Origin of the sequence: Rathayibacter caricis DSM 15933 (assembly GCF_003044275.1) — a bacterium.
Classification (GTDB): Bacteria; Actinomycetota; Actinomycetes; order Actinomycetales; family Microbacteriaceae; genus Rathayibacter; species Rathayibacter caricis.
Genome location: NZ_PZPL01000002.1, coordinates 37401 through 63094, shown reverse-complemented (window position 1 = coordinate 63094; position 25694 = coordinate 37401). Strand labels below are relative to the sequence as shown.

Sequence of the window (25694 nt, the reverse complement as noted above, 5' to 3'; positions counted from 1 at the left end):
TCTGGCCCGCCTCAGTCCTTCGCTCACGGACGAGGCTCGAGGAGCTGGAGGAGGCGGCCGGCGAGCTGCTCCCGCGCCCGAGCAGATTCCGGAACATCAGGGGTGATGATGAAGTCGTGCCACATGCCTTCACCGACCATCAAGATTGACTGCGCACCGGCCGTCTCGAGTGCGGCCGCGAGACGGACGCAGTTGCTGAGGAACGGATCTCGTGTGCCGGTGACGATGACGCACGGGGGGAAGGAGGAGGTGAAGGCATTGTATATGGGAGAGATCAGCGGGTCCTGCGCCTGGGCCTTACCCCTGTATCGGGCCGCCAGTTTGTCGAGCTGACCTTTCCACCGGATCAGGGGGTCTCGGCCTTCATTGGCGACGTAGCTGTCGCCCATTCCGGTGAGGTCGGTCCAGGGTGTGCTGAGACCCAGGGCGGCGGGCAGCGTCGAGCCGGCGGCACCGAGGCGCAGCGTGACCGCTAGAGCCAAATTCCCACCCGCGGAGTCACCGAGCAATACATACCTCTGGCCTCGGGTTGAAATCAGGGACTGAATGGCGGCCACGCACTCGTTCAGGGCCACGGGGTAGACGCTCTCCGGCGACAGCGAGTACTGGATCGAAACCACGGGCAGCCTCAACAAGACCGACATCATGGCAGGGTAGGCGTCGTCGGCATCGCCGAGCATGAACGCGCCGCCATGGATGTTGACGACGTACGCCTCGGAGGCTGCGGACACGCCGGGTGGGGTGAATTCGACCAGGTCGATCCCGTCAAGTTCATGCCTTGTCGTGGTGACTCCCGCGCCGGTCGCGTGGATGTCGAGTAACTTCTGCCGGTCCCTCGACTCGTTCTTCCGAGCGATCTTTGCGATGAGGCGGGTCACCGGGCCGGGTATGCGCGCAGCGCTGTTCGATCTAAGAAATTTCTGCGCCTCGGGGCTAAGCAAGGACCGCTCTTGTCGGGTGATCCGAACCATTCTTCTTTTCCTCACGATCTCCAGGGACAGCCGCGACAGCGCGCCTCAGGCGAGGGCATGTGTCGCTCGAAAGTCCCGGTTGCTCACGGGCGGGCACGTCCGACGAAATAGTCCATCGTGCTGTTGACTCCGAGGAACCTCATGACAGTGTCGAAGCCCCTGACAGGAAAGACGCGAAGCACCGGTAGAGCGTGGAGCAGGCGCGGCATGACCAGTCGGCTGTTCCCACGCTCGACCGAGGCGAGAATCCGTTCGGCGACGTTCTCAGGCTTGAGGATGGGGAGCACAAGAGGGAACTTGGTCTTCACTCCATCGAACATGCCGGTATCGATATAATAAGGGCACACGACGAGGGAGTTTACTCGAGCACGCTTCTTAGCCAACTCGACGCGGAGCGATTCGGCGAAGCCAAACGCTGCGAACTTGCTCGCCGAATAGTCGGTCTGCCGGGCGACTCCGACGAGTCCCGCGGCGCTGGAGATTGTTACGACAGTGCCGCGGTCACGGGCCATCATCCCGGGGAGGAACGCGCGCGTGGTCCAGAACAGAGCCAGGGTGTTCACACGAAAAGTGCGCTCGATGGCCTCGTCGGACGCATCGAGGAGGTCCTTGCCTGTGACAACACCCGCGTTGTTGATGAGGACATCGATCGGGCCCGCGTCCTGGGCGGCGACCTCGACCGCGGCACGATCGGAGACGTCGACCGCGGCTGCGCGTGCGCGGTGGCCTCTGCCGGTTATCTCCGCGGCTACACCGGCGGCGGTCGCCTCCGACAGGTCCCAGATGACGACTTCGGCACCGCGGCGCGCAGCTCCGAGGGCGAGGAGGCGGCCGATGCCGCTACCGCCTCCAGTTACGAGCACGATCTGTCCGTGAAGGGGATGACGCATGAGTCTGGTTTTCCTTCTTAGTTGATGCGGTTCAAGATGCGAACGGCGAACGTGAGGAGACGGGCCCATCGCTCGTCCCCAAAGCCACGAGGTCCGCCGGCGGGAATGAGTCGCTGCCGAGCAATCGTCTGAGCCTCGGTGTATTTGAGAACGCCCTCGGCGCCGTGGCGGCGCCCTAGGCCAGAGGTCTTCATGCCTCCCATCGGTGCGTCATGAGATGCCCAGGTGGGGGCGTACCCATCGTTGACGTTGACGGTCCCCGCTTCGACGGTGCGGGCGGTCGAGTCGCCCCTGCCCCGCGACCAGACGCTGGCGTTCAGGCCATAGCTGCTGTCGTTCGCTCGATCCACTGCCTCGGCGTCAGACGCCACCCGGTACACACTGACCACCGGCCCGAAGGTCTCCTCACGGGCGATAACCATCTGCTCTGTGACGCCGGTGAGCACCGTGGGCTCATAGAAGTAGGGTCCAAGGTCGGGACGCGCCCGGCCTCCAACGATGAGCTGTGCGCCGTGCGCAATCGCGTCGTCGACGTGCGCGGACACCGTGGCAAGCTGACGTGCGCTGATGAGCGACCCCATGTCAACGCCCCAGGCCAGACCGGGCCCGACGCGCATGGCTCGCACGTTTTGGCCGAAGGCGGAGATGAACTGTTCCCACCGGTCGTCGTGCACATAAATCCGTTCCACGCTCACGCAGAGCTGACCAGTGTTCGAGAAGCATGCGCGGACGGCACCCGCAGCCGCCCTCTCGACGTCCGCGTCTCTGAGAACCAGCATCGGGTTCTTACCGCCGAGTTCCGCAGAAAAGCCGACAAGTCGCCCGGCGCACTGCTGCGCTATCTTGCGTCCGGTCTCGGTCGATCCGGTGAACATGACGTAGTCGGCGCGCGCGACAATCGCTCCGCCGATCTCCGCACCATCGCCGACGACGACGTGTAGAAGGTCGTCGGGGATACCCGATTCGCGCAGCAACGCGGCCATCCGAAGTGCGGTGTGCGGAGTCTGAATGTCGGGTTTGAGCACCACTGCGTTCCCAGCGACCAGAGCAGGAAGGACATCGCTCGCTGGAAGAGTGAAGGGATAGTTCCACGGGGTGATGACCCCCACCACGCCCTTCGGCACCCGCCGCTCGGTGACGTGGGTGAGAAACGGGAAAAGCCCCCGCCGCCGACGGTCGCTCAACACCTTGCCGGCGTTGTGACCGAGGTAGCTCGCCCAGCGGGAGACGTCAGCGATTTCCTCGAAAGCGCTTGCGCGATTCTTGCCCGTCTCGAGCTGGATGAGGTCAAGCAGCTGATCCCGATTTCTCAGGACGAGCGTCGCAAAGCGTCGTGCAACGAGTTCACGTTCGGAGAGTGGCCGCTCCGCCCAGCTTAATTGTGCGTTCTTCGCGACGATGAATGCCGCGTCGACGCCCGCGATCGACGTCCGGGGCAGGTGCCCGACAAGGCAACCGTTGAACGGCGAGTGAACGGCGATGTCATCGTCGCCGCGGCGACGGGAAGAGGTGCTGGCGGGAGCGTCAGTGCTCATACGCCGAGGCTACCGACCGAGTGGACGGTAATGCAAGTGCATCACGCGTGCGTCTTCTTCCGAGGCGCCGAAGTGCTTCATCGGATGCTCATAACCGACGGCTTCAAGGTCGGGTATCACGCCGACGTCCGAGGAGGACAGCATGACCCGTATTCCCGAGCCGGAATTCACGCCGCAGGGCCCCGTCTACCAGGGTCGCCGCCTCGACCGCCCGCACGAGGAGGTCGTCGATCAGGGCCTCCTCTTCGACGTCGGCACGCTGTTCAGCCGCCGCCGTGTGCTCTCCCTGATCGGCGTCGGCGCCGCCACCGTGGGGTTGGCGGCCTGCGGGGCCGATTCGAGCGGTGGTGCCGACTCTTCTTCGGTCGGCGGATCGGCCGGCGGCGGAACCTCCGCGACTTCGACGGGCGAGATCCCCGACGAGACGGCCGGACCGTATCCGGGCGACGGCTCCAACGGCGCCGATGTCCTCGAGAACGCCGGTGTCGTTCGCAGCGACATCCGCTCAAGCATCGATGGCGGAACGACCGCCGAGGGCATCGTGATGACCCTGACCCTGACGATCCTCGATATGGCCAACAACGGCGTGCCGTTCGAGAATGCGGCGGTCTACGTCTGGCACTGCGACGCGGGCGGGAGCTACTCGATGTACTCCTCCCCCATCGAGGACGAGACCTACCTGCGCGGCGTCCAAGTCGCCGACCGCAGCGGTGCAGTCACCTTCACCTCGATCTTCCCCGCCTGCTACTCCGGCCGCTGGCCGCACATCCACTTCGAGGTCTACCCCGACGTCGCCTCGATCACCGACTCCACCAACGCGATCGCCACGTCGCAGGTCGCCCTCCCGGAGGACGCTTGCACGAGGGTCTACGCTCTTGACGCTTACGCCGGCTCCTCGGCGAACATGGCGCAGGTCTCTCTGACGGACGACAACGTCTTCGGCGACGACGGGGGCGCTCTGCAGCTGGGCACCGCGACCGGCGACGTCACCTCCGGCTACACCGTGGCCCTCACCGCGCGGGTCGATACGACGACCACCCCGACCGCCGGCGCAGCTCCGAGCGGAGGCGGCGCCGGCGGACCCGGCGGAACACCGCCCAGCCGTTGATCCCGAACCCGCGAACTCGGACGGACGTATCACCGTCGTGAGGCGAGTGCGACCGCGGGTATCGCGGCTCAGGACTCAGATGACACCCTTGCGGAGCAGGAAGCAGCCGTAGGGTCCGGGGTCAGAGGTCCGAATGACGGCGAAGGCGCGTCGCGCCGCGTCGTAGAAATCGAAGCGCTCGAGCGCCCCTACGGTGACGGGGCGCCCCTCCGCCCTGTCGACGACGGCTTGGATGCGCTCGTGGACGGGCATGATGCGGCTCGCGTCGCCGACGACCTTCATCCGCTGGACGGGCGCAGGTACGAAGGTGTCGAGTGGCAGGAGGGTGAGGATCGCCTCCGTCGCCCTTGGCAGGTCGCAGCCCGCCATGTCGATGACCTTGCCGTGCATCGTGTGGGTCGCGATGCTGGCGGCCGGGTGGTTCACGTCGCAGAGGAGGAGGTCGTCACCGTGTCCCATGGACATGAGCACCAGGAGAATTTCGGCGGTCAGGACGCTGTCGATTCCTTTGAGCATGGTCGTCTCGTCTTCCTCGTCGATGGAGCAGGGCCGTCCCGGCAGCGCGGTAGCGCTGCCGGGACGGCTTCGTAGTGTCGTCAGCGCGGTAGCGCTGCCGGGACGGCTTCGTAGTGTCGTCGGGACCGCAGCCCGGCGCAGTGCTATTCGCGGGCGGCGTTGCGAGTGTTCAGCTGATCGAATGCGACGGCCACCAGGATCAGGAGGCCGATGGCGATCTGCAGGTAGAACGAGTTCACCGCGAGGAGGTTGCCTCCGTTGTTGAGCACCCCGATGAGCAGAGCACCGCAGGCGGCGCCGATCGCGCTGCCACGAGCACCGGCGAGGCTAGCGCCTCCGATGACGCAGGCAGCGATTGCCTGCAGCTCGAAGCCTGTTCCTGCCGTGGGGACTCCGGCTCCGAGCCGCGAGGTGAGCAGCACGCCGCCGACGGCGGAGAGCAGACCCGCGATCCCGTAGACGGTGATGGTGACGAGGGTGACCGGGACGCCCGCGAGGCGTGCCGCCTCAGGGTTCGAGCCCACCGCGTAGACGTAGCGTCCGAAGACCGTGCGCTTGAGGACGAAGGCGGCTATGGCGGCGATGGCGATGAAGAGGATCAGTAGGTTGGGGATCCCTGCGACCGAGCCGTTCGCGATGGCTTGGAAGTCCTCCGGCAGACCCTGGATGGTGTTGGCGTCGGTGATGACCAGCACCACACCACGGGCGATGCCGAGCATGCCTAGAGTCGCGATGAACGGTGGCAGCTTGAACCTCGTGACTAGCAGCCCGGTGATGATGCCGAGGACGGCGCCGACGAGAGCTCCGAGGAGCAGCGCCGCAATGACGGGCACTCCTGCCACGAGGAGCTGCGCGGTGACCGCGCCGGCGAGGCCGAGGATCGATCCGACGGAGAGGTCGATGCCGCCGGTGAGGATCACCATGAGCTGACCGATGGCGAGGATGCCGTAGATCGACACCTGCCGTGCCAGGTTGGCGAGGTTGTTCCCGGTGAGGAAGTCGTCGCTGGCGAGGGTGAGTGCACCGAAGACGACGAGAAGGACGATGAGTACGCCGCTCTCTCGGCCGGCGATGCTGCCCAGGGTCGCGACCCGGGGCTTGAGGGACGTCGAGGACGAGCCGCTCTGCGCGGTGCGGACGGCATCGTCCTTGCGCACGACGCGGATCGTGGTCGTCTCGATGGGCTCGCGCCACATCAGCTTAGGCATGGGGTACTTCCTCGATGTTCTGTCGGATGACCGGGTCGGTTGAGGGATTGTGCTGGAGAGGCGGAGTGCGCCGGAGGGGGTCCGGTGCTGTGCCGCCGCCGCTGGCGAGGTGGAGGACCTCCTCCTCGGAGGCGCCCCCGCCGAGTTCTCCGGCGATCGCCCCCTCGCGCAGGACGAGTACGCGGTCGGCGAGGCCGAGCAGCTCGGGCAGGTACGAGGACACGACGATGACCGCCAATCCCTGCCGGGCGAGGTCGTTGATGACGTCGTAGAGCTCGCCTTTCGCTCCCACGTCGATGCCCTTGGTGGGCTCGTCGAACATGATGACCTTGGGCTTGGTGAGCAGCCAGCGCGCGAGCAGCACCTTCTGCTGGTTGCCGCCGGACAGCGTCGAGACCGGCTGATCGTAGGACCCCGCCCGCAGCCGCAAGCTGTCGAGCAGGGCGTCCGCCTCGTCGGCCTGCGACTTGCCGGGCACCAGCCCCTTCCGTGACCCGGCGCGGAGACTCGCGATGGTCACGTTCTCGCGGATGGACAGCTCGGGGAGGAGACCGAGAACCTTCCGGTCCTCGGTGAGCAGCGCGACGCCCGCGGTCATCATGGTGCGCGGGCTGTCCGGATTTACGGGCACCCCGTCGATCCGGACCACGCCCTCGATGACCGGCTCCGAGCCGAAGATGCTCAGCAGCAGCTCGCTGCGTCCCGAGCCGAGGAGACCGCCGATACCGAGGATCTCGCCGCCGCGCGCCTCGAAGTCGACAATCGGCCCGTCGGCGGTGCGTCGGAGGCCGCTAACGCTCAGGCGGGCCTGTCCCGTCTCGCGCGCTTCGTCGGGATAGAGGGAGGACACCTCGCGGCCGACCATCGCATTGATGAGCGTCGCCTCCGAGTAGTCGCTCATCGGTCCGCTTTGCGACAGTTCGCCGTCGCGGAGGACGGTGACCCAGTCGCCGATCTCGAACATCTCCTCGAGACGGTGGGTGACGTACAGGATGGCTACGCCCTGGTCGCGGAAGAGGCGGATCTGGTCGAGCAGGCGTGCTGATTCCGCCTCGGTCAGCGCAGTCGTCGGCTCGTCGAAGACGATGACTTTGACCGCGTCGGCCGTGACGACCTTGGCGACCTCGACGAGCTGTTTCGTCGCGGCGGGAAGTCGTTCGACGACGACGTCCGGGTCGAGCTCGGTCAGGCCGAGCGAGTCGAGAACGACGCGGCACCGGTCGTGTAGGTCACCGGTCTTGATGACACCGGAGCGGGAGGGAAGCCGCCCCATGAACATGTTTTCGCCGACCGACAGGTGCGGTAGCAGGCTGAGCTCCTGGTAGACCGCCTGGACACCGGCGGTTCGCAGCGAGGCGGGTGTGATCGCAGTGACCGGCTGACCCTCGATCTCGTACTCGCCGGTGTCGCGGTGCAACGCTCCGGTGAGAATCTTGATCAGCGTCGACTTCCCGGCGCCGTTCTCACCGGCGAGGCAGTGCACCTGGCCGGGCACCAGCGTGAGCGAGACGCCGTTCAGTGCCTGGACGGCGCCGAAGGCTTTCGAGACCCCGGTGAGCCGAAGTACAGCCGTCCCGTCGGGATTGATGACTGCCATCAGTCGACCTCAGCGGTCTGCGGCTCCAGCAGCGACTTGATCTCGGGGGTCTCGCTGTTCTCGCGATCAGCGATGGCCACGCCGGGGTCGAGGTTCGCGGGAGGGATGCGGCCTTGGGTCGCCATGGCCGCCTCGACGACGCCCTGGTATCCGAGGAACCAGGGGTTCTGCACGACGAGTGCGTCGATGGTGCCCGCGGCGAGGGCGGCGTTCTCGGCGGGGTCGGAGTCGAAGGCGACGACCGCGATGCGGTCGGCCGCGTCGTTGTCCTTGATGGCTGTCGCGGCGCCGACTCCGGAGCTGTTATTGTCGGCGAAGACGCCGACGAGGTCGGGGTTCGCCGAGATGGCGTCGTTGACCTGTGCGGCAGCGGTAGCGATGTCGTTGTTGTTGTAGCTCTGCAGGCTCGAGTCGATGTCCGGGCAGCCTGTCGCGAGTCCTGCGCGGAACCCGGCGTCGCGATCCTGGTTCGCTTCGATCCCGGCGATGGGCGCCTCCACGAGGACCTTGCCCGTCGTCGTTCCCTGAGCGGTGAGCAGCTCGCACATCCGCTCGCCCGCAGCGGTACCCGCGGAGATGTTGTTCGTTCCGATGTGGCCCTCGATGTCCGCGGTCACGCGGGTGTCGGCCGTGATGACCTTGATCCCCGCCTCGCGGGCAGCGTCGATGGAGGCGTTGAGTGCCTCGCTCGAGCTCGGCGCGATGAGGATCGCGTCCACGCCCCGGCTGACCGAGTTCTCGACGAGCTGGACCTGGCCGGCGATGTCGGTCTCGGAGGTGGGACCGAAGCTGGACACGTCGATGCCGTAGTCCGTGGCCGCCGCCTCGGAGCCGGCGAGGAGGGTCTGCCAGTACGCGGAGTCGCTGGCCCGGATGATGACGTCCACTGCGACGCCGGACGCGGCGCCGCCGCTGCCCCCGCCGGTGGTGTCTGCCTGGGAGACGGTGGCCCTGCCACCGACGACTCCCCCGACGAGGGCGACGAGGGTGATCGCCGCCACGAGGGAGAGTGAGAAGACTGTTCTTGATCGCGCCATTGCGTGTTCCACCTAGTGGTTCGGGCATGGATCATGCCGGTTGTCGTGGGGTGTTGCCGTGCTTCGGGGAGGAGGGTTGGGAGGGAGGGAGAGGGGTGGACCGGCTGCGGCGACCGAGATGCCCCGGTGTCGCAGCCGGTACCGGTCAGGAGGCGGGGGTCGGAACGGCGATCCCCAGAAGCTCGTTGCGGAGCTGCTGCGAGGCGATGCCGTCGGCCTTCTCGATCACCGAGGTGATGCGGTCGACTCCGACGGCCTCGATCTTCGCGATGAGCAGCTCGACCGTCGCCCGGTTCGTCTCGGCCTCCTCCTGCGCGTCCTCGCGAATCGGGAACGTGTCGAAGTAGATGACGCCGTCGTACTCGTGACGGAGGAGGTAGTAGAGGAACTCGATCGTCTCGAACGGGTGGATCGAGCCGATCATCAGTCCGTCGTCGTGATCGTTGTTGCCGTCGTTGAGGTGGACGCCCCACAGCTTGCCCTCGGCGAGGAGGAGCGCGGCCCCGAATCCGGGGGCGTCTCCAGCCATCAGCATGTGCGCGAAGTCGAGGGTCGCGCCGACGTTGGGACGGTCGATCAGCTGAAGGATGTGCAGCGTCTGGCCGACGCTGCGGATGACGGAGTGGACGCGCTCCTCGTACGGCTTGTACTCGATGCTGATCCGGATGTCCGGACGGTAGTCGGCGAGCTCCTGGAACGCCTCGACGATGCGGCCGAGATCCTTCGCGTAGTCCTTCTGGAAGGTGTAGTCGAAGCCGTCGTAACCGAGCCAGACGGTGACGAGGTCGCTGCCTCCGGCGGCGGCGGCGTCGATCCCCTCCTTCGTCAGCTCGATCGCCTCGCGGCGGACGGCCTCGTCGCGGTTGCTGTACTCCCCGTGGACGAAGTCCTTCCGGAAGCGCATGGCGACGCTGTTGAGGGTGAGTCCGAGCTCGTCGAGCAGGGGCTTCATGGCATCGGAGCCGATACCCGTGAAGTGCTCGGGGTAGTTGAGGTCGACGTAGTCGATGCCTCGGGTCGCACTGATGCGACGGAGGGCTGCAGCGGTGTCTCCGCCGCTGATGAACGAGTTGAGGCGCGTGGCGAACTTCATGACCTGAAAGTACGACCGATGACAAGCGTTGTCAAGAATATTCATTCCGGGTCATTCTGAGGCGGCCCTGTCCGACAGATGTCGCTGTGAACCGAGCTTCGTGCGGTCCTTTGACAATTTTTGTCATGGGGTCGTAAGGTCACAGGCAGCGAAGAGGAGACCTCTATGACAGAGAACGCCATCCTGGTGGTCGGCAGCATCAACTACGACCTGATCATCAGTCAGCAGCGGCTCCCGCGTCGGGGCGAGACTCTCGCGGCAGACAGCTTCCGCGGCGACTTCGGCGGAAAGGGCGCCAACCAGGCTATGCAGGCGGCGCGGCTGGGAGCGGCCGTGCGCTTCATCGGCGCTACGGGCGCCGATCACTACGGTCGGCTCTGCAGCGACAACCTGCAGGAGGCGGGTATCACCTGCCGCCTTCGCCCCACGAGCGCTCCGAACGGTTTGGGCATCGTGCACGTCGTGGGCCAGGGCGAGGTGTACGCGACCATCGTCGAAGGCGCGAACGCTGAGGTGACGGAATCCTGGATCGATGACAGTGCGGACTTCTTCGAGGGCGTCGGACTTGTCGTGCTGCAGAACGAGGTCCCCATCTCCGCGAACGAGCGTGCCGTGCAGCTCGCGACGGCCGCGGGGATCCCTGTCCTCTACAACGCTGCGCCGGCGAGGCCTGTGTCGCGCGAGCTCACCCGCGCCTGCGCCTGGCTTATCGTGAACGAGGACGAGGCGGCGTCCTATCTGGGACGCGACCTCGGTCAGGTCGATGACGACGCCGCAATGCGCCTCGCCGTCCGGGAGCTGCGCTCCTGGTGCGATGACGTGATCCTCACCCTCGGTAGCCGTGGCTGCTATGTTGCAGCGGGTCTGGACGTCGAGTTCGTTCCGGCCGTCGCGACCTTCGCCGTCGACACGACCGGCGCCGGAGATTCGTTCATCGGCGCCTTCGCCGCGGCGATCGTCGACGGAGCAGCGCCGTTCGACGCGGCGCGGGGTGCGGCACGTGTCGCCTCGATCACGGTCGAGGGCGTCGGTGCTCAGTCCAGCATGCCGACACGAGAGGCCCTCCAGAGTGAAATCGTTCGCCAGGCACCAGCTCATCCTCGACCGGGTCGCGCTGGGTGACTCGATCCTGATCGAGGACCTCGTCACCGCGACGGGAGCCTCGTCCTCCACCGTCCGGCGTGACATCCGCCTCCTCGAGGAGGAAGGACGCGTCGTCAGTCTCCGCGGCGGAGCCATCCGCGCCCAGGACCGCGCAGCGGAGCTCCCGGCTGCCGCGAAGTCGCTGATCAACCATGCCGAGAAGGTCGCCATCGCCCGGGCCGCCGCCGCCCTCGTGACCGACGGCGAGACGATCTACGTCGACTCCGGAACGTCTCTCACCGAGTTCATGCTCGCCTTGACCGACGTGCGCGTGCACGTCATCACGTCGAACACGCAGGTCCTCGCCGTCGTTCCGGCACCGGGCATCACGGTGACCGCGCTCGGCGGCGACTATCTTCCCGACATCGGCTCGGTCGCGGGGACGATGACCGACCGCCAGCTCGACGAACTGTACTTCGACCGCGCCTTCATCGGAGTCACAGGGATCCACGCCCTGGCGGGAGTCACGACCTTCGATGTCCGCGAGGCGAACAAGAAGCGCATCGTGCAAGCGCACAGCCGCGAGACGTTCGTCCTCGCGGATAGCAGCAAGTTCGACGTCATCTCGTTGTGCCGGTCGTTCAGCCTCGCCGACTGCACCGTCGTCACCGACCGGGACGGGCCTGTCCTGGCCTCCGCCGGCGCGAAGGTCATCGCACCGTAGGACGCACCGCCCCCGAACGAAGGAAGCGCCTACTGCGCGTCACCTCGTCCGGCTCGCTGCCCCCGGGCCGTTCTCGTACGAGAACCGGGTGAAGCGCGCGATGGCCGATGATGCACGCCCGTTCCCGGTCGCGTAGGGGCCGAGGTGCACGCCCGTGAAGCCGCCCGCCCGTTCCGTGCTCAGCGCGCGGATGTCGATCGGTGCGGCCGCCGGTCTGAACTCCTCGGAGCCGCCGAGGCGATAGCGGAAGCTGTAGTGGGTGCCGTCGGACTGCACCGACAGCTCGACTACGCCGCCCGGTACTGGGGAAGATTCGATCGTCTCGACGCCCCGGTCGCGTCGACGGACGGTGAGCACGACCTCAGCTCCCGCAGGACGCCGCAGCGTCATCGTGGCGAAAGCCGATCGGTTCTGGACGATCACGACGCCGGCCTCGTCGTGCGGCTCGAGGGGCTCGAAGTCCAGCGTCACGCGGAGGTCGAACTCGTGGTGCTGCTGCCGCCGAAGGAGGGCGGCCTGAGGTCCGGTCCCCGTCAGATCGCCCGGGAGCAGAGTCATCGTCAAGCACCCCTCGTCGGTCGAGACGCCCGAGGTCTCGCGCGGGTAGCGGAGAGTCGACCAGATAGGTGAGTCCCAGCCATCGCGGTCCGGTTCCGGACGCACGAACCGATCGGCTGCCGAGTGTGCTGACGTGCCCGAGAGAGGCCGCCGCTCCACCTCGCGGACGTGGCCGACTCCGGGTGAGAAGACCGGACCGCTCTCCTCCCACTCGACGGGAACCAGGAAGACCTCACGTCCGAGCACATGCGAGCCCTGCCGAGGACGCACGCCGAGCACGAGGGCCCACGTCTCACCCAAGGGAGTGTCGACGAGATCCGCATGCCCCACGTTCTGAATCGGAAAGCCGGAACCCAGGTGTCGGTGAGTCAGTACCGGATTCCGACCCGACCCGCGGTAGGGCCCAGTGATACTTAAGGCGCTGGCGAGGGTCACCGAGTGGTTGCGCTCGGTGCCGCCTTCCGCTCCGATGAGGTAGTAGATGCCGTCACGCTTGTACAAGTGAGGTCCTTCGACCCAGGCGCCGGAGAGCGCTCCAGTCCAGAGGGAGTACTGCGGGCCGACGAGTTGCAACTCCTCGAGGTCGAGCTCCTGCATCCACAGCTCCCCAGGATTGCCGGCGGCTTGGTTGTCTCTGCAGGCGGTGAACCAGCATCTGCCGTCGTCGTCGAAGAAGAGGGACGGGTCGATGCCGTCCGCGATCAAGGGGACGGGGTCGGACCAGGGACCGGCCGGATTGGTCGCGGTCACGACGAAGTTGCCGCCGCCCTTGCGGTTGCGGACGAGCGTCGTCACGACGTAGTACACGCCATCGTTCTCGCGAATCGTGGCCGCCCAGATACCGTCCGAGCTGTCGACGCCCGTCAGGTCGAGCTGCTCCGGTCGGTCCAGCACGTGGCCCAGGGGCGTCCACGTTACGAGGTCCTCGCTCGTGAACAGAGGCACTCCCGGGAAGTACTCGAAGGAGGAGGTGACGAGGAGATAGCCGCCGCCGTCTCTCCGGCAGACGGAGGGATCCGGGTGGAATCCGGGGAGGACGGGGTTGCTGAAGGTGCTCATGTGTCCCTCCTGCTGCTCGAGGGGCATGAGCTGAGGGGGCGGCGACGCGATCATCGGCGGCGCTCCGTCTCGCGAAACACTGCGACGTCGCCCGGCGCGATGACGGCCGCACCGTCGGCGGTCATCCCTGTCATCAGGTCGACCCCGGTGACGTGCAGCGATCGCGGCTCAAGGGTGTGGTTGATCGCGAACAGCCAGGATGACGGAGCCGATGAATCGCTGGAGACGCGTCGCACGCGCTCCAGGCCGGGGTCGCCTTCGGCGACGGGCCGGAGATGGTGGCGGCGGGCGAGCGAGGCGATGAGGGCATCCTTGGAGTCGGTGTCGAGGAACGTGGAGTGGTAGATCGCGGTGCCCGACCCGACGGATCGGCGGAAGAGTGCGGGGGAACCTGCGAGTGCACCCGTCCGGTAGGTGGCCGTCACTTCGGCGCCGGCGCTGCGCCCCAGCTCCGACCAGAGATGACCGGCGGATCCATCCGAGAGAACGGTCTTCTGCCGCTCGAGCAGCGGAAAGAATTCTTCCATCCGCACCCCCAGCAAGTCGCGGAGCGCTCCCGGGTAGCCGCCGCCGATGACTCGGCCCTCGTCGTCGACGATGCCCGAGAACGGCGAGACGACCAGCACTCCCCCGGCCTCGACCCAGCGGGTCAGTCGCTCGACGGCCGCTGCGGGCAGGAGGTACACCGAGGGGAGGAGAACGAGGCGGTAAGCCTCGAGATCCGCCTCCGGCGGGAGTACGTCGACCGCCAGCCCCCGCGCGGTCAGGACGCGGTGGTAGGACAGCGCCTCTTCGAGCGGAGTGAGCTCGATGCTCGGCTTCGGACCCGATCGTAGTGCGGCTGCCGCGTCCTCACTGAAGAGGATCGCGATGTCGGCTCGTTCTGTGACGGAGCCCGCCACTTCTGCGAGTCGCTCGAGAGAGGCACCGAGTGCGGCGACCTCGCGGAAGATCCTCGAGTCGGCGCCCGCGTGCGGAACCATGGCGGAGTGGAACTGCTCGCTGCCCGCGGTCGATTGCCGCCACTGGAAGAACAGAGCGCCGTCGGCTCCGCGGGCGATGTGCGCGAGGCTGTTCCGCGCGAGCTCTCCTGGTGCCTTCGCGCGATTGCGCGGCTGCCAGTTCACCGCGGAGGTGGAGTGCTCGATGAGCAGCCACGGCCGGCCTCCCGCGACCCCGCGGGTCCGGTCGGCACTGAATGACAGCTCCCCGTGTCCCTCTGGGTCGGCGGCGATCGGGTAGTGGTCGTTGGCGACGAGGTCGACGTCCTGAGCCCATCGCGAGTAGTTCGCGACGCCGGGCTCGTTCTGGATCATGAAGTTGGTCGTGATCGGGATCGCGGGTGCGAGGCTCCGCAGCAGGTCGCGCTCGGCGCGGTAGTGCTCGAGGAGCGCGTCACTCGAGAACCTCTCGAAGTCGAGCAGGAGCCCTGGGTTGTGGCTCGTCCCCGTGGTTCGGGGCGGCAGGATCTCGTCGAAGTCCGAGTAGACGTGGCCCCAGAAGGCCGTCCCCCAGGCTCGATTCAGGGCGCCGATGCTCTCGAACCGACGGCTCAACCAGAGCTGCCAGGCGCGAGCCGTCTCGTCGCTGAAGCAGCGGTGGTTCTCGTTGCCGAGCTCGTTGCTGACGTGCCAGAGCCGCAACGCCGGGTGCGCTCCGTACCTCCTCGCCAGGGCCTCGACGATCCGGAGCGCGTAGCGGCGGAACACGGCAGAGCTGGGTGACCAGCCGAGCCTCCCTCCCTGCGACATCCGCACCCCGGAAGCGTCGGTGCGGAGGATCTCGGGGTGCTTCTGCAGTAGCCAGACAGGAGGGGCCGCGGTCGGCGTGGCCAGGTTGATCCCGACCTCGTTCTCGTGCAGGAGATCGAAGACCCGGTCGAGCCAGCCGAAGTCGAAGACGCCGTCCGCGGTCTCGACGAGTCCCCACGAGAACACTCCGAGGTTGACGCAGTTCACCCCCGCCTCGCGCATCAATCGAACGTCGTCGACCCAGACGGACTCCGGCCACTGCTCCGGAGAGTAGTCACCCCCGAAGGCGAAGCCGTCGGCTATTCCGGGGAACGTCGTGCCGGTGGGGAGGTCGAGGGAGTGGGAGACGATCGCTCTGCGCACCCTCGATCAGCCCTTGAGCCCGCCGGAGAGCAGGTCGAGGCGCCAGAAACGCTGCAGCACCAGCATCAGCGCGATGAGCGGGATGATCGACACCGCCGCGCCCGTGATGGCCAGCGAGTACAGCGCGGGCGACCCCGAACCTTTCGACAGCAGCGTGTAAAGACCGACAGTGAGGGGGTAGTTGTCCTGGTCCGAGAGCATGACGAACGGGAGGAGGAAGTTGTTCCAAATCCCGACGAACTGCAGCATGAACACCGTCACCATCCCGGGAACCAGAAGCGGGAGCGCGATCGAGCGGAAGATGCGCCACTCGCTCGCGCCGTCGATCCGCGCGGCCTCGATGGTGTCGGTCGGCACCGCGGAGGCGGCGTAGACCCGGGAGAGGTAGATCCCGAACGGGCTGATGATGACGGGGAGCAGGACCGAGAGGTAGCTCCCGGCCAGACCGAGTTGCGACAGGAGCAGGTACTGCGGGATCGCGAGAGTGATCCCGGGGATGAGCACGCCGCCGAGGATGCAGTAGAAGATCAGGCTCCGTCCGCGGAACTCGTACTTCGCCAGCGCGAAGCCGGCCATCGCCGAGACGAGGGTCGAGAGGAGTCCGCCGAAGCCGGCGAAGAGGATGGAGTTCAGCGACCAGAGGCCGAACTGGCCGCCGCCGTAGCTGAAGAGGTCGGCGAGGTTCCCGAGGAGACCGGAGCCGGGAGCGAAGGTGAAGCTCGAGAAGAGCTCGGCCGGAGACTTCGTCGAGGCAATGAAGACCCAGGCGACGGGGATCAGGCAGTAGAACGCGCCGATCAGGAGCAGCGCGGTGGGAATGAGGCGTCCCCAGAACAACGACTTCTTGGGCTCGGTCCTCTGCGTCGTCGTGCTCGACGCGGTCCTGGTGCTGAGTGCGGTCATTCGCTGACTCCTGCCGTGCGGCGACGGGTGATGCCGAGGACGAGCGCCGACAGGGCGACCGTTCCCACGGCGAGGACGACGGAGAGTGCCGCAGCGGACGGAAGATCGTCGGTGAGGAATGCATCGCGATAGATGGTCATGAGGGGCACCCAGGTCTGGCTGATCACGTTCGTCATCGGCTTCAAGGTGGTCGGCTCGCCGTAGAGCTGGAGAGCGCCGATCACAGAGAAGATCCCGGTGAGGACGAGGGCAGGGACGACGAGGGGGATCTTGATTCTCAGCGCGAGTTGCATCTCGTTGGCTCCGTCGATGCGGGCCGCCTCGTAGATGTCGGCGGGGATCCCGCGTAGCGAAGTGAAGATGATGATCATGTTGAATCCGACGCCGCCCCAGATCGCGATGTTCGCGATGGAGCCGAAGATTCCCGTCTCGTCGAGGAACGGGATGGCGCCCCCTCCGAGAGTTATGGAGACGTCGGAGAACGGGCTCGTCCCCGGCAGGTAGAGGAAGCCCCAGAGAAGGGCGGCAATGACCCCCGGCACGGCATAGGGGATGAAGATGGCCGTGCGCGCGAACCTCGTCGCCCGGGCGGCGGGGACATCGAGCAGCAGAGCGAACAGCAGCGCCAGCCCGAGGGTGACGGGAACGGCGATCACGGCGTAGATGCTGAGGTGCCCGAACCCGACGAGGAGCTCCGGGTTGGTCAGCGCAGAAACGTAGTTGTCCAACCCTGCGAACACCTGGACACGGGTTCCGAGGATCCCGCCGCCCTGCAGGCGGTAGGTCTGGAAGCTCAGCCAGGTCGCGTAGATGATCGGGACGACCATGAACACGACGAAGAGCACCAGCGCGGGCAGGAGGAAGAGGTAGGGGGCGGCGCGGCCGCGACGGCGCCTCGAAGGGCGGCGCCGGGGCGCAGCTCCGGTCGTGACGGCCGGAGTCGCGGCCGGGGTGGTCGTGGTGGTGGTCATGGTCGTCCTTTCGGCAGCGTTCCCCGCCGGCGCGAGGCCGGCAGGGAACGAGCGGTGCTGCTAGTTGGAGACCTCGAAGCCGGACTTCTTCATGTCGGCGACGACGACGTCCTGGACCTCGATGAACGCGTCGCGCCACGAGGTGCCGTCCTGCACGGCCTTGTTCAGGGTGTCGCCGAAGGCGGTGTTGGCGACGTTGTAGTTCGGACCCCAGGTGACCGGGATGGTGTCGGAGGAGATCTCGGCAGCCGTCTGGTAGTAGTCGGTCTGCTGCGGCATCAGAGCGGGCGGTTCACTCGACGCAGCGGTCTCCTGACCGGAGGTCGCGGCCGGGTAGATGTTGCCCTCGGAGAGCAGGAGATCGGCGCCCTCCTTGCTGGAGTTCATCCACTCGGCGAACTCGGCCGCCTCCTCCGGGTGATCCGAGCCCTTGGTCACGATGACTCCCGACCCTCCCTGGTAGGCGACGGCGGCGTCACCGGCGGTCCACTGCGGCAGGGGCGCCATCGACCACTTGCCGATGGTGTCCGGGGCGACGCCCTCGATCACGCCGGGCGCCCAGAGCGCGGACGGCCAGGAGAGCACCTTGCCGGTGTTCGCCGCGGCGTTCCACTCCGGGGTGAGAATGGCGTCGGTCGAGATGTAGCCCTTCTCGGCGAGGTTCTGGAAGAAGTCGGCGACCTCGAGTGATGCGTCGTCGGCGATGCCGACCGTCCAGGTGCCGTCCTCGACGCTCCACCACTTCGCCCCTGCCTGCGTGGCGACTCCGGCGAAGAATCCGGTCTGGTTTGCGGGCAGGGCCGCGAGAGTCGCCGTCGGGTCGGCGGCCTTCACCTTTTCGGCCGCCGCCCCGAACTCCTCCCACGTGGTCGGCACGGGAATGCCGTACTGCTCTAGAAGGTCCGAGCGGTACATCAGCGCCATCGGGCCGACGTCCTGAGGAAGGGCGAAGATCTGGCCGTCGAAGGTGACCTGCTGGAGGGTGCCCTCGGTGTACGCGGCCTTCGCGTCATCGGTGAGGACGTCCGTCAGGTTGAGGGGTACATCGGCCACGATCAGCGACGGGAGGGTCGTGTACTCGACTGCGGCGAGGTCGGGTGCGTTGCCCGCGCGGCTCGCGGTGAGCAGCTTCGCGGAGGAGTCGGTGCCACCACCCGCGTCGGTGTGCTTGACCTGAATGTCGGGGTGCTCCGCGTTCCACGCCGCGACGAGCTCGGCGCTCCCGGGGGCCCAGGCCCAGTAGTCCAGGGTCACGGACCCGGCATCGCCGCCACCGTCCGACCCGCCGGAGGTGCACCCCGAGAGGATGAGGGCCAGGGCGGCCGAGACGGCACCGGCGACGAGCACATTTCTCTTCTGCATGTCATCTACTTCCTTGTAGTTCGAGCGACTGCGATGAGCCTGTCACCGCCGAGAAAACGTGTCGATTGATTTACGCAATAAAGCTACGCTTGCTCGATGGCAGCGATACCTGGGGGCGGAGACGCCAGGCGGCGGGCTGTGCGCCTGGCCGATGTAGCGGAGCGGGCCGGCGTGTCGGTCCCGACGGTGTCCCGGGTCCTCGCGGGGCGCGGCGAGACGAGCTCGGTGACGCGCGCCCGAATCCACGAGGCAGCCCACACACTCGGCTACATGCCGGGAGTCGAGAAGCGCGGGCGCCCTCGCACCAAGGGCGCGTACCTGATCGACCTTGTTATGGGGAGATTCCACGATCCCTGGACCAACGAGATCACGACCGGCGCTCGCACCGCAGCCGCTCGCCACGGATTCGACCTGGTGCTGACCGTCGAACGGGACGACCCCGACGACGACTGGCCGCAACGGATTCGGTCGCGCAGCTCCGTCGGGGTCGTGCTCGGCCTGATCTATCCGACCTCCGATCAGATGTCGGTCCTCGAGAGCGCGCGGATCCCAGTCGTGCTGCTCGAACCTCTGACCGACGTCCGGCCAGGCCTCACCAGCGTGGGCGCCACCGACTGGCAGGGAGGTTTCGACGCGGCCGCGCACCTCCTCTCCTGTGGACTGAGGAGCCTGGTCATCGTGACCGACGAGCCGCGGTTCCGCTTCGGCCGGGAGCGCGTCCGCGGATTCACCGACGCCGTCGAGCGGATCGATCCCACCGTCGACGTCGTGGTCCTCAGCTACCCCTGGGCCGAGCGCAGAGCCGAGCCCTGGCTCGTCCAGCACCTTTTCCGGCGCCACGACACTCCGATCGGTGTCTTCGCTCTGACGCACTACATCGCCACGAGCATTTACCGCGCGGCGCATCTTGCGCAGAAGTCCATCCCGACTGACGCCTGCGTGGTCGGATTCGACGATCCGCCCGAAGCTCGTTTCGCTGCCCCACCCCTGACTACCACCCATCAGCCCTTACGGGAGATGGCGACGGTCGCGGTGGATCTCGTCGTTGAGGCCGCGCACGGGGCCGGGCTGCCCGGGAGCCGCATCGAATTGCCCACCTCGCTGATCGTCCGAGGGTCCACCGCCTTCAGAAGCGGCCGGACGGGAGACGAACCCGTCGGGGCGGGCGAGGACGGCGAGTACCGAACGCCTCGCTCGGCTGATCCCGAGCCGGTCTCCGGCGACGACCGCGGTCGAGGAGTGGCGACGTCTCGGTCGACGGCACGTGGCGCTCGCACCGAGGGGTGATCCTGGAGCGAGCAACGGTCGGCAGGTGGTCGCTCTCGAACCGGTGGCCGAAGTCCGTGTTCACCGCTCCGCTCGCCAGAGGGCGCGATGGAGGAGGACGCGCACTCGGTCGTCCATGCGGCGGCCGGTCCTGGCCGACTCCGCGATGGCTTCTGCCGCCATCGAGAAAGCGAGCATCACGTCGTCCATCTGCACATCGGCGTGAATCGTGCCGTCCCGCAAGCCGGTGACCAGCAGTGGGCCGAACGCCTCGCGCGTCCGGCGCGACAGGGCAAGCAGAGGTGCTTCATCCGCTCGCACCAGGACTCGCACGAGTGCGCCGTTGACGCTCTGCTGATCCAGAACGAAGTCGAAGAGGAGCACGATCCCGCGAGAGGACCCGTGAAGGGCGGCAGCGTGCTTCTCGATCTCTGTGACGTTCTCCTCGAGAAGCGTCGCGATGAGCTGTTCCCGAGTGCGGAAGTTGCGGTAGAGGGTCGTCCTGCTTACCGACGCAGCCTGCGCGACATCCTCGAGGGGCGCATCGGGGCCGGATTCAGCGAAGACCCGCCGTGCTGCTGCAACCAGTTGCTCTCGATTCTTCGTCGCGTCGATGCGCGGTGCGCGCTTGCCTGACGACGACATAGGAGAGAGCGTATCTCGCACCTATCGGCCCGGAGGCGGGGCCTTCGCGCGTTATCGAGTCACCCGTACTCATTTGCGTGCAGAGGTGTACGTTTAGCGCGAACCACGTACCACGACACGAGCGGCACAGCCGCCGCTCACCCGAAGGAGGGCCTCATGGACGGCTTGCAGGACAAAGTCATCGTTTTCGCGGGAGCAGGCGGCATTGCGACTGCTACGGCGGGCATCCTCGGGGCCGGCGGCGCGAAGATCGTCGTCGGCGATGTCGTGCTCGCTCCGGCCGAGAGGACGGTGCAGGCCGCCGTCGACGTCGGAGGAGAGGGCGTCGCCACGACGTTGGACATCTCGGACGAGCAGCAGGTCAAGGCACTCATCGATCTCGCGATCGAGCGGTACGGCCGGATCGACGGGCTCTTTAACGTCGCCGCGAACATCGACCCCGACCAGGTCGAGCTCGACACCAACGTGGTTGAGATCAAACTCGCCGCCTGGCAGCGAACGATCGACGTCAACCTCACCGGGTACCTGCTGACGGCCCGTTACGCGATTCCGCATCTGATTGCCGCCGGCGGCGGATCGATCGTGAACACCTCGTCCGAGGCCGTCTACGCGGGCATGGCCGACAAGGTCGCCTATGCGGCGACCGCCCTCACGCGCCACATCTCCCGGAAGTACGGCAAGGAGGGCGTCCGCGCGAACACCGTCTCCCCCGGACTCGTCCTCACTCCTCAGACGGAGGCGAACCTGCCCGACGAGTTCCGCCAGACGATTCTCGCGATGACGCCCGCACCCCGCAACGGAAACCCGTCCGACATCGGCAACACGGTCGCGTTCCTACTCTCCGACGCCGCTGAATGGATCACGGGACAGGTGTACTCCATCAACGGCGGAACGACCATGCGCGCCTGACGCCGTCAGCGCGCACACTTGCGGGCCGATCCCGGGTCCAGAACGCACGAACGATAAGGAGCATGACGATGGAGTCGACGAACTCTCGGTCCGAGACAGAGCGACGGCGCCCGCCGTACGACCCAGGGGTGGCCGCCGCGTTGGCGACGATGGCAGAGGGCGGCATCTTCGCACCGCTCACGCTCGAGTCGATCCCGGTGATGCGCCAGTACGCCGTGCCGGAGGACATCAGCCGATTCGACCTAGTGGAGTCGGAGTACACAGCACCGGGCTTCGGCGGTGCGGAGCTGGCTGTCACCGTCCTTCGCCGCCGCGACCACACCGGTACCGGTCCAGGCGTCTTCCACATCCATGGCGGCGGGCTGGTGATGGGCACGAGGAGGACCGGCATCTCCCTGGTAGCACCGTGGGTCGACGCTCATGACGCGGTCGCCGTCACGATCGAGTACCGCCTGGCCCCTGAACATCCCGACCCCGTTCCCGTCGAAGACTGCTACGCGGCGCTGCTGTGGACGATCGAGAACGCCGACGAACTCGGAATCGATCCGTCCCGGGTTGTCCTTGCCGGAGCGAGCGCCGGCGGCGGTCTCGCTGCAGGAGTCGCGCTCCTCGCGCGGGACCGCGGCGGACCCGAGCTCTTCGGGCAGGTCCTCATCTGCCCCATGCTCGACGACACCGACTCCACCGTCTCCGCGCAGCAGTTCGACGGTGTCGGCTTGTGGGACCGGGGAAGCAACCGGGTCGGGTGGACAGCGCTTCTCGGCGAGCGACGGGGAACCGACCACGTGAGCGAGTACGCCGCGCCTTCTCGCGCGAGTGACCTCTCCGGACTTCCTCCAACCTTCCTGGATGCAGGGTCGGCCGAGGTGTTCCGCGATGAGAACGTGTCGTATGCGAGTCGGCTCTGGGCGGACGGGGGCAACGCGGAGCTGCACATCTGGCCCGGCGGCACTCACGGCTGGGACGCCCTGATCTCCGGTTCCCCTCTCGCCGAACTGGCCGCGGCAACACGAAACGCCTGGGTGGCCCGACTCCTGTCCGCCTGAGGTCGGACGGAAGCGGAACCGACGAGAGGAAGCGCCATGAGCGTCATCACCGCTGCCCACGGGGACGTTCCATCGAGGGAGCTCGGGTACACCAGCATGCACGAGCACCTCGCTGCGAATCTGAGCCTGATGGGTGCGGTGCTCGCTCGTTACGGCGCACAGCAGGCGCCGGCCTCGATGCTCACTCTGACGCCCGAAAAGTTCGCTTTACTCCGCGACGGCGCAGCGATCTTCTGGTCGGAGTGCAGCAGGTGGGGGACGTCGACTCCACGGCCGAGTTCGGCTTCTTAGCACGTGCCGTGGGCAGTGATCGAGCGCGCCCGAGGCAGGTTTTTCCTGGACGGCACGTCCTTCAACGACGTGCCCGACTACGTCCGGGCGATGATCCCGGCCGACCAGGCCGACATCTCGTTCGAGGAGTTCGCGGCGGGGGTCCGAGCCGCTACCCAGGAGCGGCAGCCGACCGACCCCGTTCTCTACGCGCCAGATGCCGTCGAGGAGTACGGGCGCTACTACCTGTACTTCTGCCTCTCGGACGACAGCGAGGGCGTGGCGATCGCCGCTTCTCCTGCCGGGTCGTTCCGCGGGGCGCGGCGCCTTCCGATCAGCGGAATCGACCCTGCCGTCTTCCTCGACGAGGACGGCTCCGCCTATCTATACATGGGGCATGTTCGAGGCCAGCGCGGCGCGGGTCGGCACCGACCTGGTCACGATCGACGAGCACTCGATCGTGACGGTGGCGGGGCGGAGCACTTCTTCCACGAAGGGTCTTCTCTCCGGAAGCGGGGGGATCTCTACTACCTCGTGTTCTGCGAGACCTCCTGCGGCACGGCGACCACCCTGGGCTACGCGACCTCCACCTCCCCTCTCGGTCCCTTCACCTACCGTGGTGTGATCATCGACAACGCCCCGTGCGACCCGGAGAGCTGGAACATCCACGGCTCGATCGAGGAGTTTGGCGGCCAGTGGTACGTCTTCTACACCGGTCGTCGCAGAACTCCCCGTCGATGCGTCGGGCCTTCGTCGAGCGGATCGAATTCGCCGCCGACGGTTCTACCCCGAAGGTGCTGATGCCCTCGCAGGGTGCCGGATTGCCCCTCGCCGTCGGGGAGCACCTACCCGCGTCGCTCGCCCGCGAGCTCGCGGGCACGGCTCACCTCGCCCCGTCGACGGCGAGGACGCAGTCGTCGGCATCTCGGACGGCGACTCGGCGACCTTCCGGTACCTCGAATTGGATGAAGTACCGTGGACGGTTCGCCTCGTGGCTCGAGGTCTCGGTAGGTCGAGGTGCACTTAGGCGATGTCCACGCCGCCACCCTCGTAGCGGGAGGCGCTGCCCAAAGGCTTCCCGCGCTCGCTGGGCTGCACGAGGTCCGTCTCGTGTTCCGTGCGCCCGACGGGCTCGAGCTCGACGCCCTCATCATCGAGTAGGACTTGCAGCGGCGGAAGACTCACCGCGGTCTTGCACTCCGGGTCCGCGAGACAGTCAGACAGGGGACAGTATCGTTCGTGCCTCTCGGATACGACCGGGGAACTCCGTCGTTTCGATCGCCGCAACGTACCCGTCCGGTCTGACCAAAATCAGAGCATCTCCCGTCACCCCGTATCGGCGATGGATGTCTCCCGTCGTGTCTTCCAGGCTCCTGAGCTCACCATCCGCCTTCGGCCGGACATGGACGACGCGCAGCGAGGCCCCTGTCGCGGGCCAGGGAAGTGAGTCGGCAGCGAATTCCGCGGCCGCTCCGAAGGCGAGCAGGGTGAACTGCGGTCCGCGGTAGACGTCGAACAAGTGCGAGACACCTTCGGCGACGCACTCTGCATCCGGGGCCCGGTCGCCCGCCCTGACCGCGCCGGTCGCTCCCCCTCCGGACGGCGCGAGAGGCCCACCCGAGTAGGAAACTGAGAGCTGTCGCTCCGCGTCTCCCCGCCGTAACGCTTGAGGCGTGGACGATCCGAGCTTCGCGTAGAGAGCAGACGACAGCGCGAGTACGTCGGCGGCGACGGGCCGTCGTTCCGCTTCGTAGCTCTCGAGGAGAGCGTCGTCCGCGCCTGCGAGCACCTGTCCTAGCTTCCAGCCAAGATTGTTGGCGTCCTGGATTCCCGTGTTCAGGCCTTGCCCACCGGCCGGTGTGTGGACATGCGCGGCATCACCGACGAGGAGGACTCGTCCTGCACGGTAGTGGTCGGCGAGACGCACATTTGGGCGGAAGACCGATCGCCAGGTGATGTCGTGCAGGCGTCGTCCGGTGCTCAGCCGGAAGCGCGCTGCGATCGCCTCGTCCCCCAGGTCCACCTCCTCATCCGCTCGCAACCGGATCATGACCTGGAACCGGGTCCCGTCGGGCAGCGGGCACGCCGCGGTGCCCCTCCCCCTCCGACCCGGCCACATGTGCCAGCGCCTGCGCGACAGGCCGTCGACGCTCGCATCGACGATCAGCATGCGGTCTGCCGGGTCGGTCTCGCCCACGAAGGTGATCCCGGCCGCCCGCCGGACAGCGCTGCCGCCACCGTCGGCGCCGATGAGGTAGCGAGAGTGTATTACCTCTCCCGTCGTCAGCTCGGTCGTCACGCTGGCGGAGTCCTGCTTCATTGTCGAGAAGGCACTCCCGTACTCGATGCTGACGCCGCCGCGTTCGAGGAGCCGGTGCAGAACGGCGTCTGTCCGGTCCTGCGGCAAAAGCAGCGCGTTCGGATACGGGACGTCGCTGGTCGCCCGGTGGTTCGGCTGCATCCGGACGGGGACGGTGACGGGTCCGAGATGAAGTCCGACGAGCGGGTACGGCGAGCCCAACTCTCGCGCTTCCTTGAGCACTCCCAGGTCATCGAGGATCTCCTGGGTCCTCGGTTGCACGCCTTTCGCCCGCGAGCCGTCGAAGCTGTGCTCGGCACGATCGACGATCCGGACCGTGACGCGACGGCGGAGGAGGTCGGCGGCGAGAGCGGAACCCGCAGGCCCCGCTCCGATAATCAGTACATCCAGGTCGGACTGCGGCATAGTTTGTTCTCCATTTCGGTTACGTCGTAACCATATACTGAATGGATACGATGTAGCCATAAAGGTTTCACACAACAGGAGGCAGCGGCTTGGCGGACGATACG

22 protein-coding genes and 1 pseudogene are annotated in these 25694 nt (G+C 66.9%); 8 read left to right on the top strand and 15 right to left on the bottom strand.

Translation table 11 applies throughout. From position 1 onward, the window contains the following. Positions 1–23: 23 nt before the first annotated feature. The 3 genes from C1I63_RS18250 to C1I63_RS18240 form a co-directional block, all read right to left on the bottom strand. Entirely contained in the window at positions 24–878 is an 855-nt protein-coding gene (locus C1I63_RS18250; protein ID WP_159989425.1) for an alpha/beta hydrolase, read from the bottom strand. Between the two features lie 176 nt (positions 879–1054). Then, positions 1055–1861, bottom strand: coding sequence for an SDR family oxidoreductase (locus C1I63_RS18245; protein WP_107575996.1), 807 nt, complete (start codon positions 1859–1861; stop codon positions 1055–1057). A 17-nt stretch (positions 1862–1878) separates the two neighbouring features. Next, a complete protein-coding gene (locus C1I63_RS18240) occupies positions 1879–3396 on the bottom strand; it encodes a succinic semialdehyde dehydrogenase (protein ID WP_107575995.1) in 1518 nt (505 codons plus the stop codon). 142 nt (positions 3397–3538) lie between these two features. On the opposite strand from C1I63_RS18240, the gene C1I63_RS18235 reads away from it, so the two are divergent. Then, a complete protein-coding gene (locus C1I63_RS18235) occupies positions 3539–4504 on the top strand; it encodes an intradiol ring-cleavage dioxygenase (RefSeq protein WP_107575994.1) in 966 nt (321 codons plus the stop codon). Between the two features lie 75 nt (positions 4505–4579). Here C1I63_RS18235 and C1I63_RS18230 read toward each other — a convergent pair whose 3' ends face one another. The 5 genes from C1I63_RS18230 to C1I63_RS18210 form a co-directional block, all read right to left on the bottom strand. Beyond that, on the bottom strand, positions 4580–5020 hold the full coding sequence (locus tag C1I63_RS18230; RefSeq protein WP_107575993.1) for an RbsD/FucU family protein: 441 nt from the start codon (positions 5018–5020) through the stop codon (positions 4580–4582). Positions 5021–5163: 143 nt separating this feature from the next. Beyond that, positions 5164–6228: an ABC transporter permease gene (locus C1I63_RS18225; RefSeq protein ID WP_107575992.1), complete on the bottom strand. Its 1065-nt coding sequence runs from the start codon at positions 6226–6228 to the stop codon at positions 5164–5166. Next, positions 6221–7825 (bottom strand): sugar ABC transporter ATP-binding protein, encoded by a 1605-nt coding sequence (locus C1I63_RS18220; protein WP_107575991.1) that lies wholly within the window; start codon positions 7823–7825, stop codon positions 6221–6223. The genes C1I63_RS18225 and C1I63_RS18220 overlap by 8 nt, the downstream gene beginning before the upstream one ends. After that, entirely contained in the window at positions 7825–8826 is a 1002-nt protein-coding gene (locus tag C1I63_RS18215; RefSeq protein WP_211315690.1) for an ABC transporter substrate-binding protein, read from the bottom strand. The genes C1I63_RS18220 and C1I63_RS18215 overlap by 1 nt, the downstream gene beginning before the upstream one ends. Before the next feature lie 181 nt (positions 8827–9007). Further along, positions 9008–9955, bottom strand: coding sequence for a sugar phosphate isomerase/epimerase family protein (locus C1I63_RS18210; RefSeq protein WP_107575989.1), 948 nt, complete (start codon positions 9953–9955; stop codon positions 9008–9010). 165 nt (positions 9956–10120) lie between these two features. On the opposite strand from C1I63_RS18210, the gene C1I63_RS18205 reads away from it, so the two are divergent. After that, entirely contained in the window at positions 10121–11077 is a 957-nt protein-coding gene (locus C1I63_RS18205) for a ribokinase (protein WP_107575988.1), read from the top strand. Continuing rightward, positions 11025–11762 (top strand): DeoR/GlpR family DNA-binding transcription regulator, encoded by a 738-nt coding sequence (locus C1I63_RS18200; protein ID WP_159989421.1) that lies wholly within the window; start codon positions 11025–11027, stop codon positions 11760–11762. The genes C1I63_RS18205 and C1I63_RS18200 overlap by 53 nt, the downstream gene beginning before the upstream one ends. Before the next feature lie 39 nt (positions 11763–11801). Here C1I63_RS18200 and C1I63_RS18195 read toward each other — a convergent pair whose 3' ends face one another. Genes C1I63_RS18195 through C1I63_RS18175 form a run of 5 tightly spaced genes read right to left on the bottom strand, consistent with a single transcriptional unit; the run spans position 11802 to position 18729 of the window. Then, on the bottom strand, positions 11802–13379 hold the full coding sequence (locus tag C1I63_RS18195; protein WP_211315689.1) for a glycoside hydrolase family 43 protein: 1578 nt from the start codon (positions 13377–13379) through the stop codon (positions 11802–11804). A 50-nt stretch (positions 13380–13429) separates the two neighbouring features. Continuing rightward, positions 13430–15493, bottom strand: a complete 2064-nt coding sequence (locus C1I63_RS18190; protein ID WP_236553716.1) for a beta-galactosidase — start codon at positions 15491–15493, stop codon at positions 13430–13432. A gap of 6 nt (positions 15494–15499) precedes the next feature. Beyond that, on the bottom strand, positions 15500–16396 hold the full coding sequence (locus C1I63_RS18185) for a carbohydrate ABC transporter permease (protein WP_107575986.1): 897 nt from the start codon (positions 16394–16396) through the stop codon (positions 15500–15502). Further along, positions 16393–17367: a carbohydrate ABC transporter permease gene (locus tag C1I63_RS18180; RefSeq protein ID WP_107575985.1), complete on the bottom strand. Its 975-nt coding sequence runs from the start codon at positions 17365–17367 to the stop codon at positions 16393–16395. Before C1I63_RS18180 ends, C1I63_RS18185 begins: the two co-directional genes overlap by 4 nt. A 60-nt stretch (positions 17368–17427) precedes the next feature. Next, on the bottom strand, positions 17428–18729 hold the full coding sequence (locus C1I63_RS18175; RefSeq protein WP_107575984.1) for an ABC transporter substrate-binding protein: 1302 nt from the start codon (positions 18727–18729) through the stop codon (positions 17428–17430). A 96-nt stretch (positions 18730–18825) separates the two neighbouring features. Between C1I63_RS18175 and C1I63_RS20195 the strand changes: the two are divergent. Continuing rightward, positions 18826–18993, top strand: a pseudogene (locus C1I63_RS20195) (LacI family DNA-binding transcriptional regulator); the annotation flags it as partial. A gap of 6 nt (positions 18994–18999) precedes the next feature. After that, complete coding sequence (locus C1I63_RS18170; protein ID WP_244907294.1) at positions 19000–20016, top strand: substrate-binding domain-containing protein; 1017 nt, start codon at positions 19000–19002, stop codon at positions 20014–20016. 60 nt (positions 20017–20076) lie between these two features. Here the strand turns inward: C1I63_RS18170 and C1I63_RS18165 are convergent, their stop codons facing one another. Next, the gene (locus C1I63_RS18165) at positions 20077–20640 is read right to left on the bottom strand and encodes a TetR/AcrR family transcriptional regulator (protein WP_107575982.1); all 564 of its coding nucleotides are present in this window, start codon (positions 20638–20640) and stop codon (positions 20077–20079) included. Between the two features lie 156 nt (positions 20641–20796). On the opposite strand from C1I63_RS18165, the gene C1I63_RS18160 reads away from it, so the two are divergent. The 3 genes from C1I63_RS18160 (at position 20797) to C1I63_RS18145 (ending at position 23666) form a co-directional block, all read left to right on the top strand. Continuing rightward, positions 20797–21549 carry an SDR family NAD(P)-dependent oxidoreductase gene (locus tag C1I63_RS18160; RefSeq protein WP_107575981.1) on the top strand — a complete coding sequence of 251 codons (753 nt, stop codon included), beginning with the start codon at positions 20797–20799 and terminating at the stop codon, positions 21547–21549. 68 nt (positions 21550–21617) lie between these two features. After that, positions 21618–22595: an alpha/beta hydrolase gene (locus C1I63_RS18155; protein ID WP_107576178.1), complete on the top strand. Its 978-nt coding sequence runs from the start codon at positions 21618–21620 to the stop codon at positions 22593–22595. A gap of 294 nt (positions 22596–22889) precedes the next feature. Further along, on the top strand, positions 22890–23666 hold the full coding sequence (locus C1I63_RS18145; RefSeq protein WP_146168489.1) for a family 43 glycosylhydrolase: 777 nt from the start codon (positions 22890–22892) through the stop codon (positions 23664–23666). A gap of 415 nt (positions 23667–24081) precedes the next feature. On the opposite strand, the gene C1I63_RS18140 is transcribed toward C1I63_RS18145, so the two are convergent. Then, positions 24082–25590: an FAD-dependent monooxygenase gene (locus C1I63_RS18140; RefSeq protein ID WP_107575978.1), complete on the bottom strand. Its 1509-nt coding sequence runs from the start codon at positions 25588–25590 to the stop codon at positions 24082–24084. Positions 25591–25694: the final 104 nt, after the last annotated feature.

What these genes read in the sequence shown, in the direction of transcription:
- C1I63_RS18225 (WP_107575992.1), bottom strand. Translation starts at nt 6,228, where the DNA reads ATGCCTAAGCTGATGTGGCGCGAGCCCATCGAGACGACCACGATCCGC.
- C1I63_RS18180 (WP_107575985.1), bottom strand. Translation starts at nt 17,367, where the DNA reads ATGACCACCACCACGACCACCCCGGCCGCGACTCCGGCCGTCACGACC.
- C1I63_RS18240 (WP_107575995.1), bottom strand. Translation starts at nt 3,396, where the DNA reads ATGAGCACTGACGCTCCCGCCAGCACCTCTTCCCGTCGCCGCGGCGAC.
- C1I63_RS18235 (WP_107575994.1), top strand. Translation starts at nt 3,539, where the DNA reads ATGACCCGTATTCCCGAGCCGGAATTCACGCCGCAGGGCCCCGTCTAC.
- C1I63_RS18170 (WP_244907294.1), top strand. Translation starts at nt 19,000, where the DNA reads ATGCCGGGAGTCGAGAAGCGCGGGCGCCCTCGCACCAAGGGCGCGTAC.
- C1I63_RS18160 (WP_107575981.1), top strand. Translation starts at nt 20,797, where the DNA reads ATGGACGGCTTGCAGGACAAAGTCATCGTTTTCGCGGGAGCAGGCGGC.
- C1I63_RS18195 (WP_211315689.1), bottom strand. Translation starts at nt 13,379, where the DNA reads ATGAGCACCTTCAGCAACCCCGTCCTCCCCGGATTCCACCCGGATCCC.
- C1I63_RS18220 (WP_107575991.1), bottom strand. Translation starts at nt 7,825, where the DNA reads ATGGCAGTCATCAATCCCGACGGGACGGCTGTACTTCGGCTCACCGGG.
- C1I63_RS18205 (WP_107575988.1), top strand. Translation starts at nt 10,121, where the DNA reads ATGACAGAGAACGCCATCCTGGTGGTCGGCAGCATCAACTACGACCTG.
- C1I63_RS18230 (WP_107575993.1), bottom strand. Translation starts at nt 5,020, where the DNA reads ATGCTCAAAGGAATCGACAGCGTCCTGACCGCCGAAATTCTCCTGGTG.
- C1I63_RS18175 (WP_107575984.1), bottom strand. Translation starts at nt 18,729, where the DNA reads ATGCAGAAGAGAAATGTGCTCGTCGCCGGTGCCGTCTCGGCCGCCCTG.
- C1I63_RS18210 (WP_107575989.1), bottom strand. Translation starts at nt 9,955, where the DNA reads ATGAAGTTCGCCACGCGCCTCAACTCGTTCATCAGCGGCGGAGACACC.
- C1I63_RS18185 (WP_107575986.1), bottom strand. Translation starts at nt 16,396, where the DNA reads ATGACCGCACTCAGCACCAGGACCGCGTCGAGCACGACGACGCAGAGG.
- C1I63_RS18155 (WP_107576178.1), top strand. Translation starts at nt 21,618, where the DNA reads ATGGAGTCGACGAACTCTCGGTCCGAGACAGAGCGACGGCGCCCGCCG.
- C1I63_RS18165 (WP_107575982.1), bottom strand. Translation starts at nt 20,640, where the DNA reads ATGTCGTCGTCAGGCAAGCGCGCACCGCGCATCGACGCGACGAAGAAT.
- C1I63_RS18245 (WP_107575996.1), bottom strand. Translation starts at nt 1,861, where the DNA reads ATGCGTCATCCCCTTCACGGACAGATCGTGCTCGTAACTGGAGGCGGT.
- C1I63_RS18140 (WP_107575978.1), bottom strand. Translation starts at nt 25,590, where the DNA reads ATGCCGCAGTCCGACCTGGATGTACTGATTATCGGAGCGGGGCCTGCG.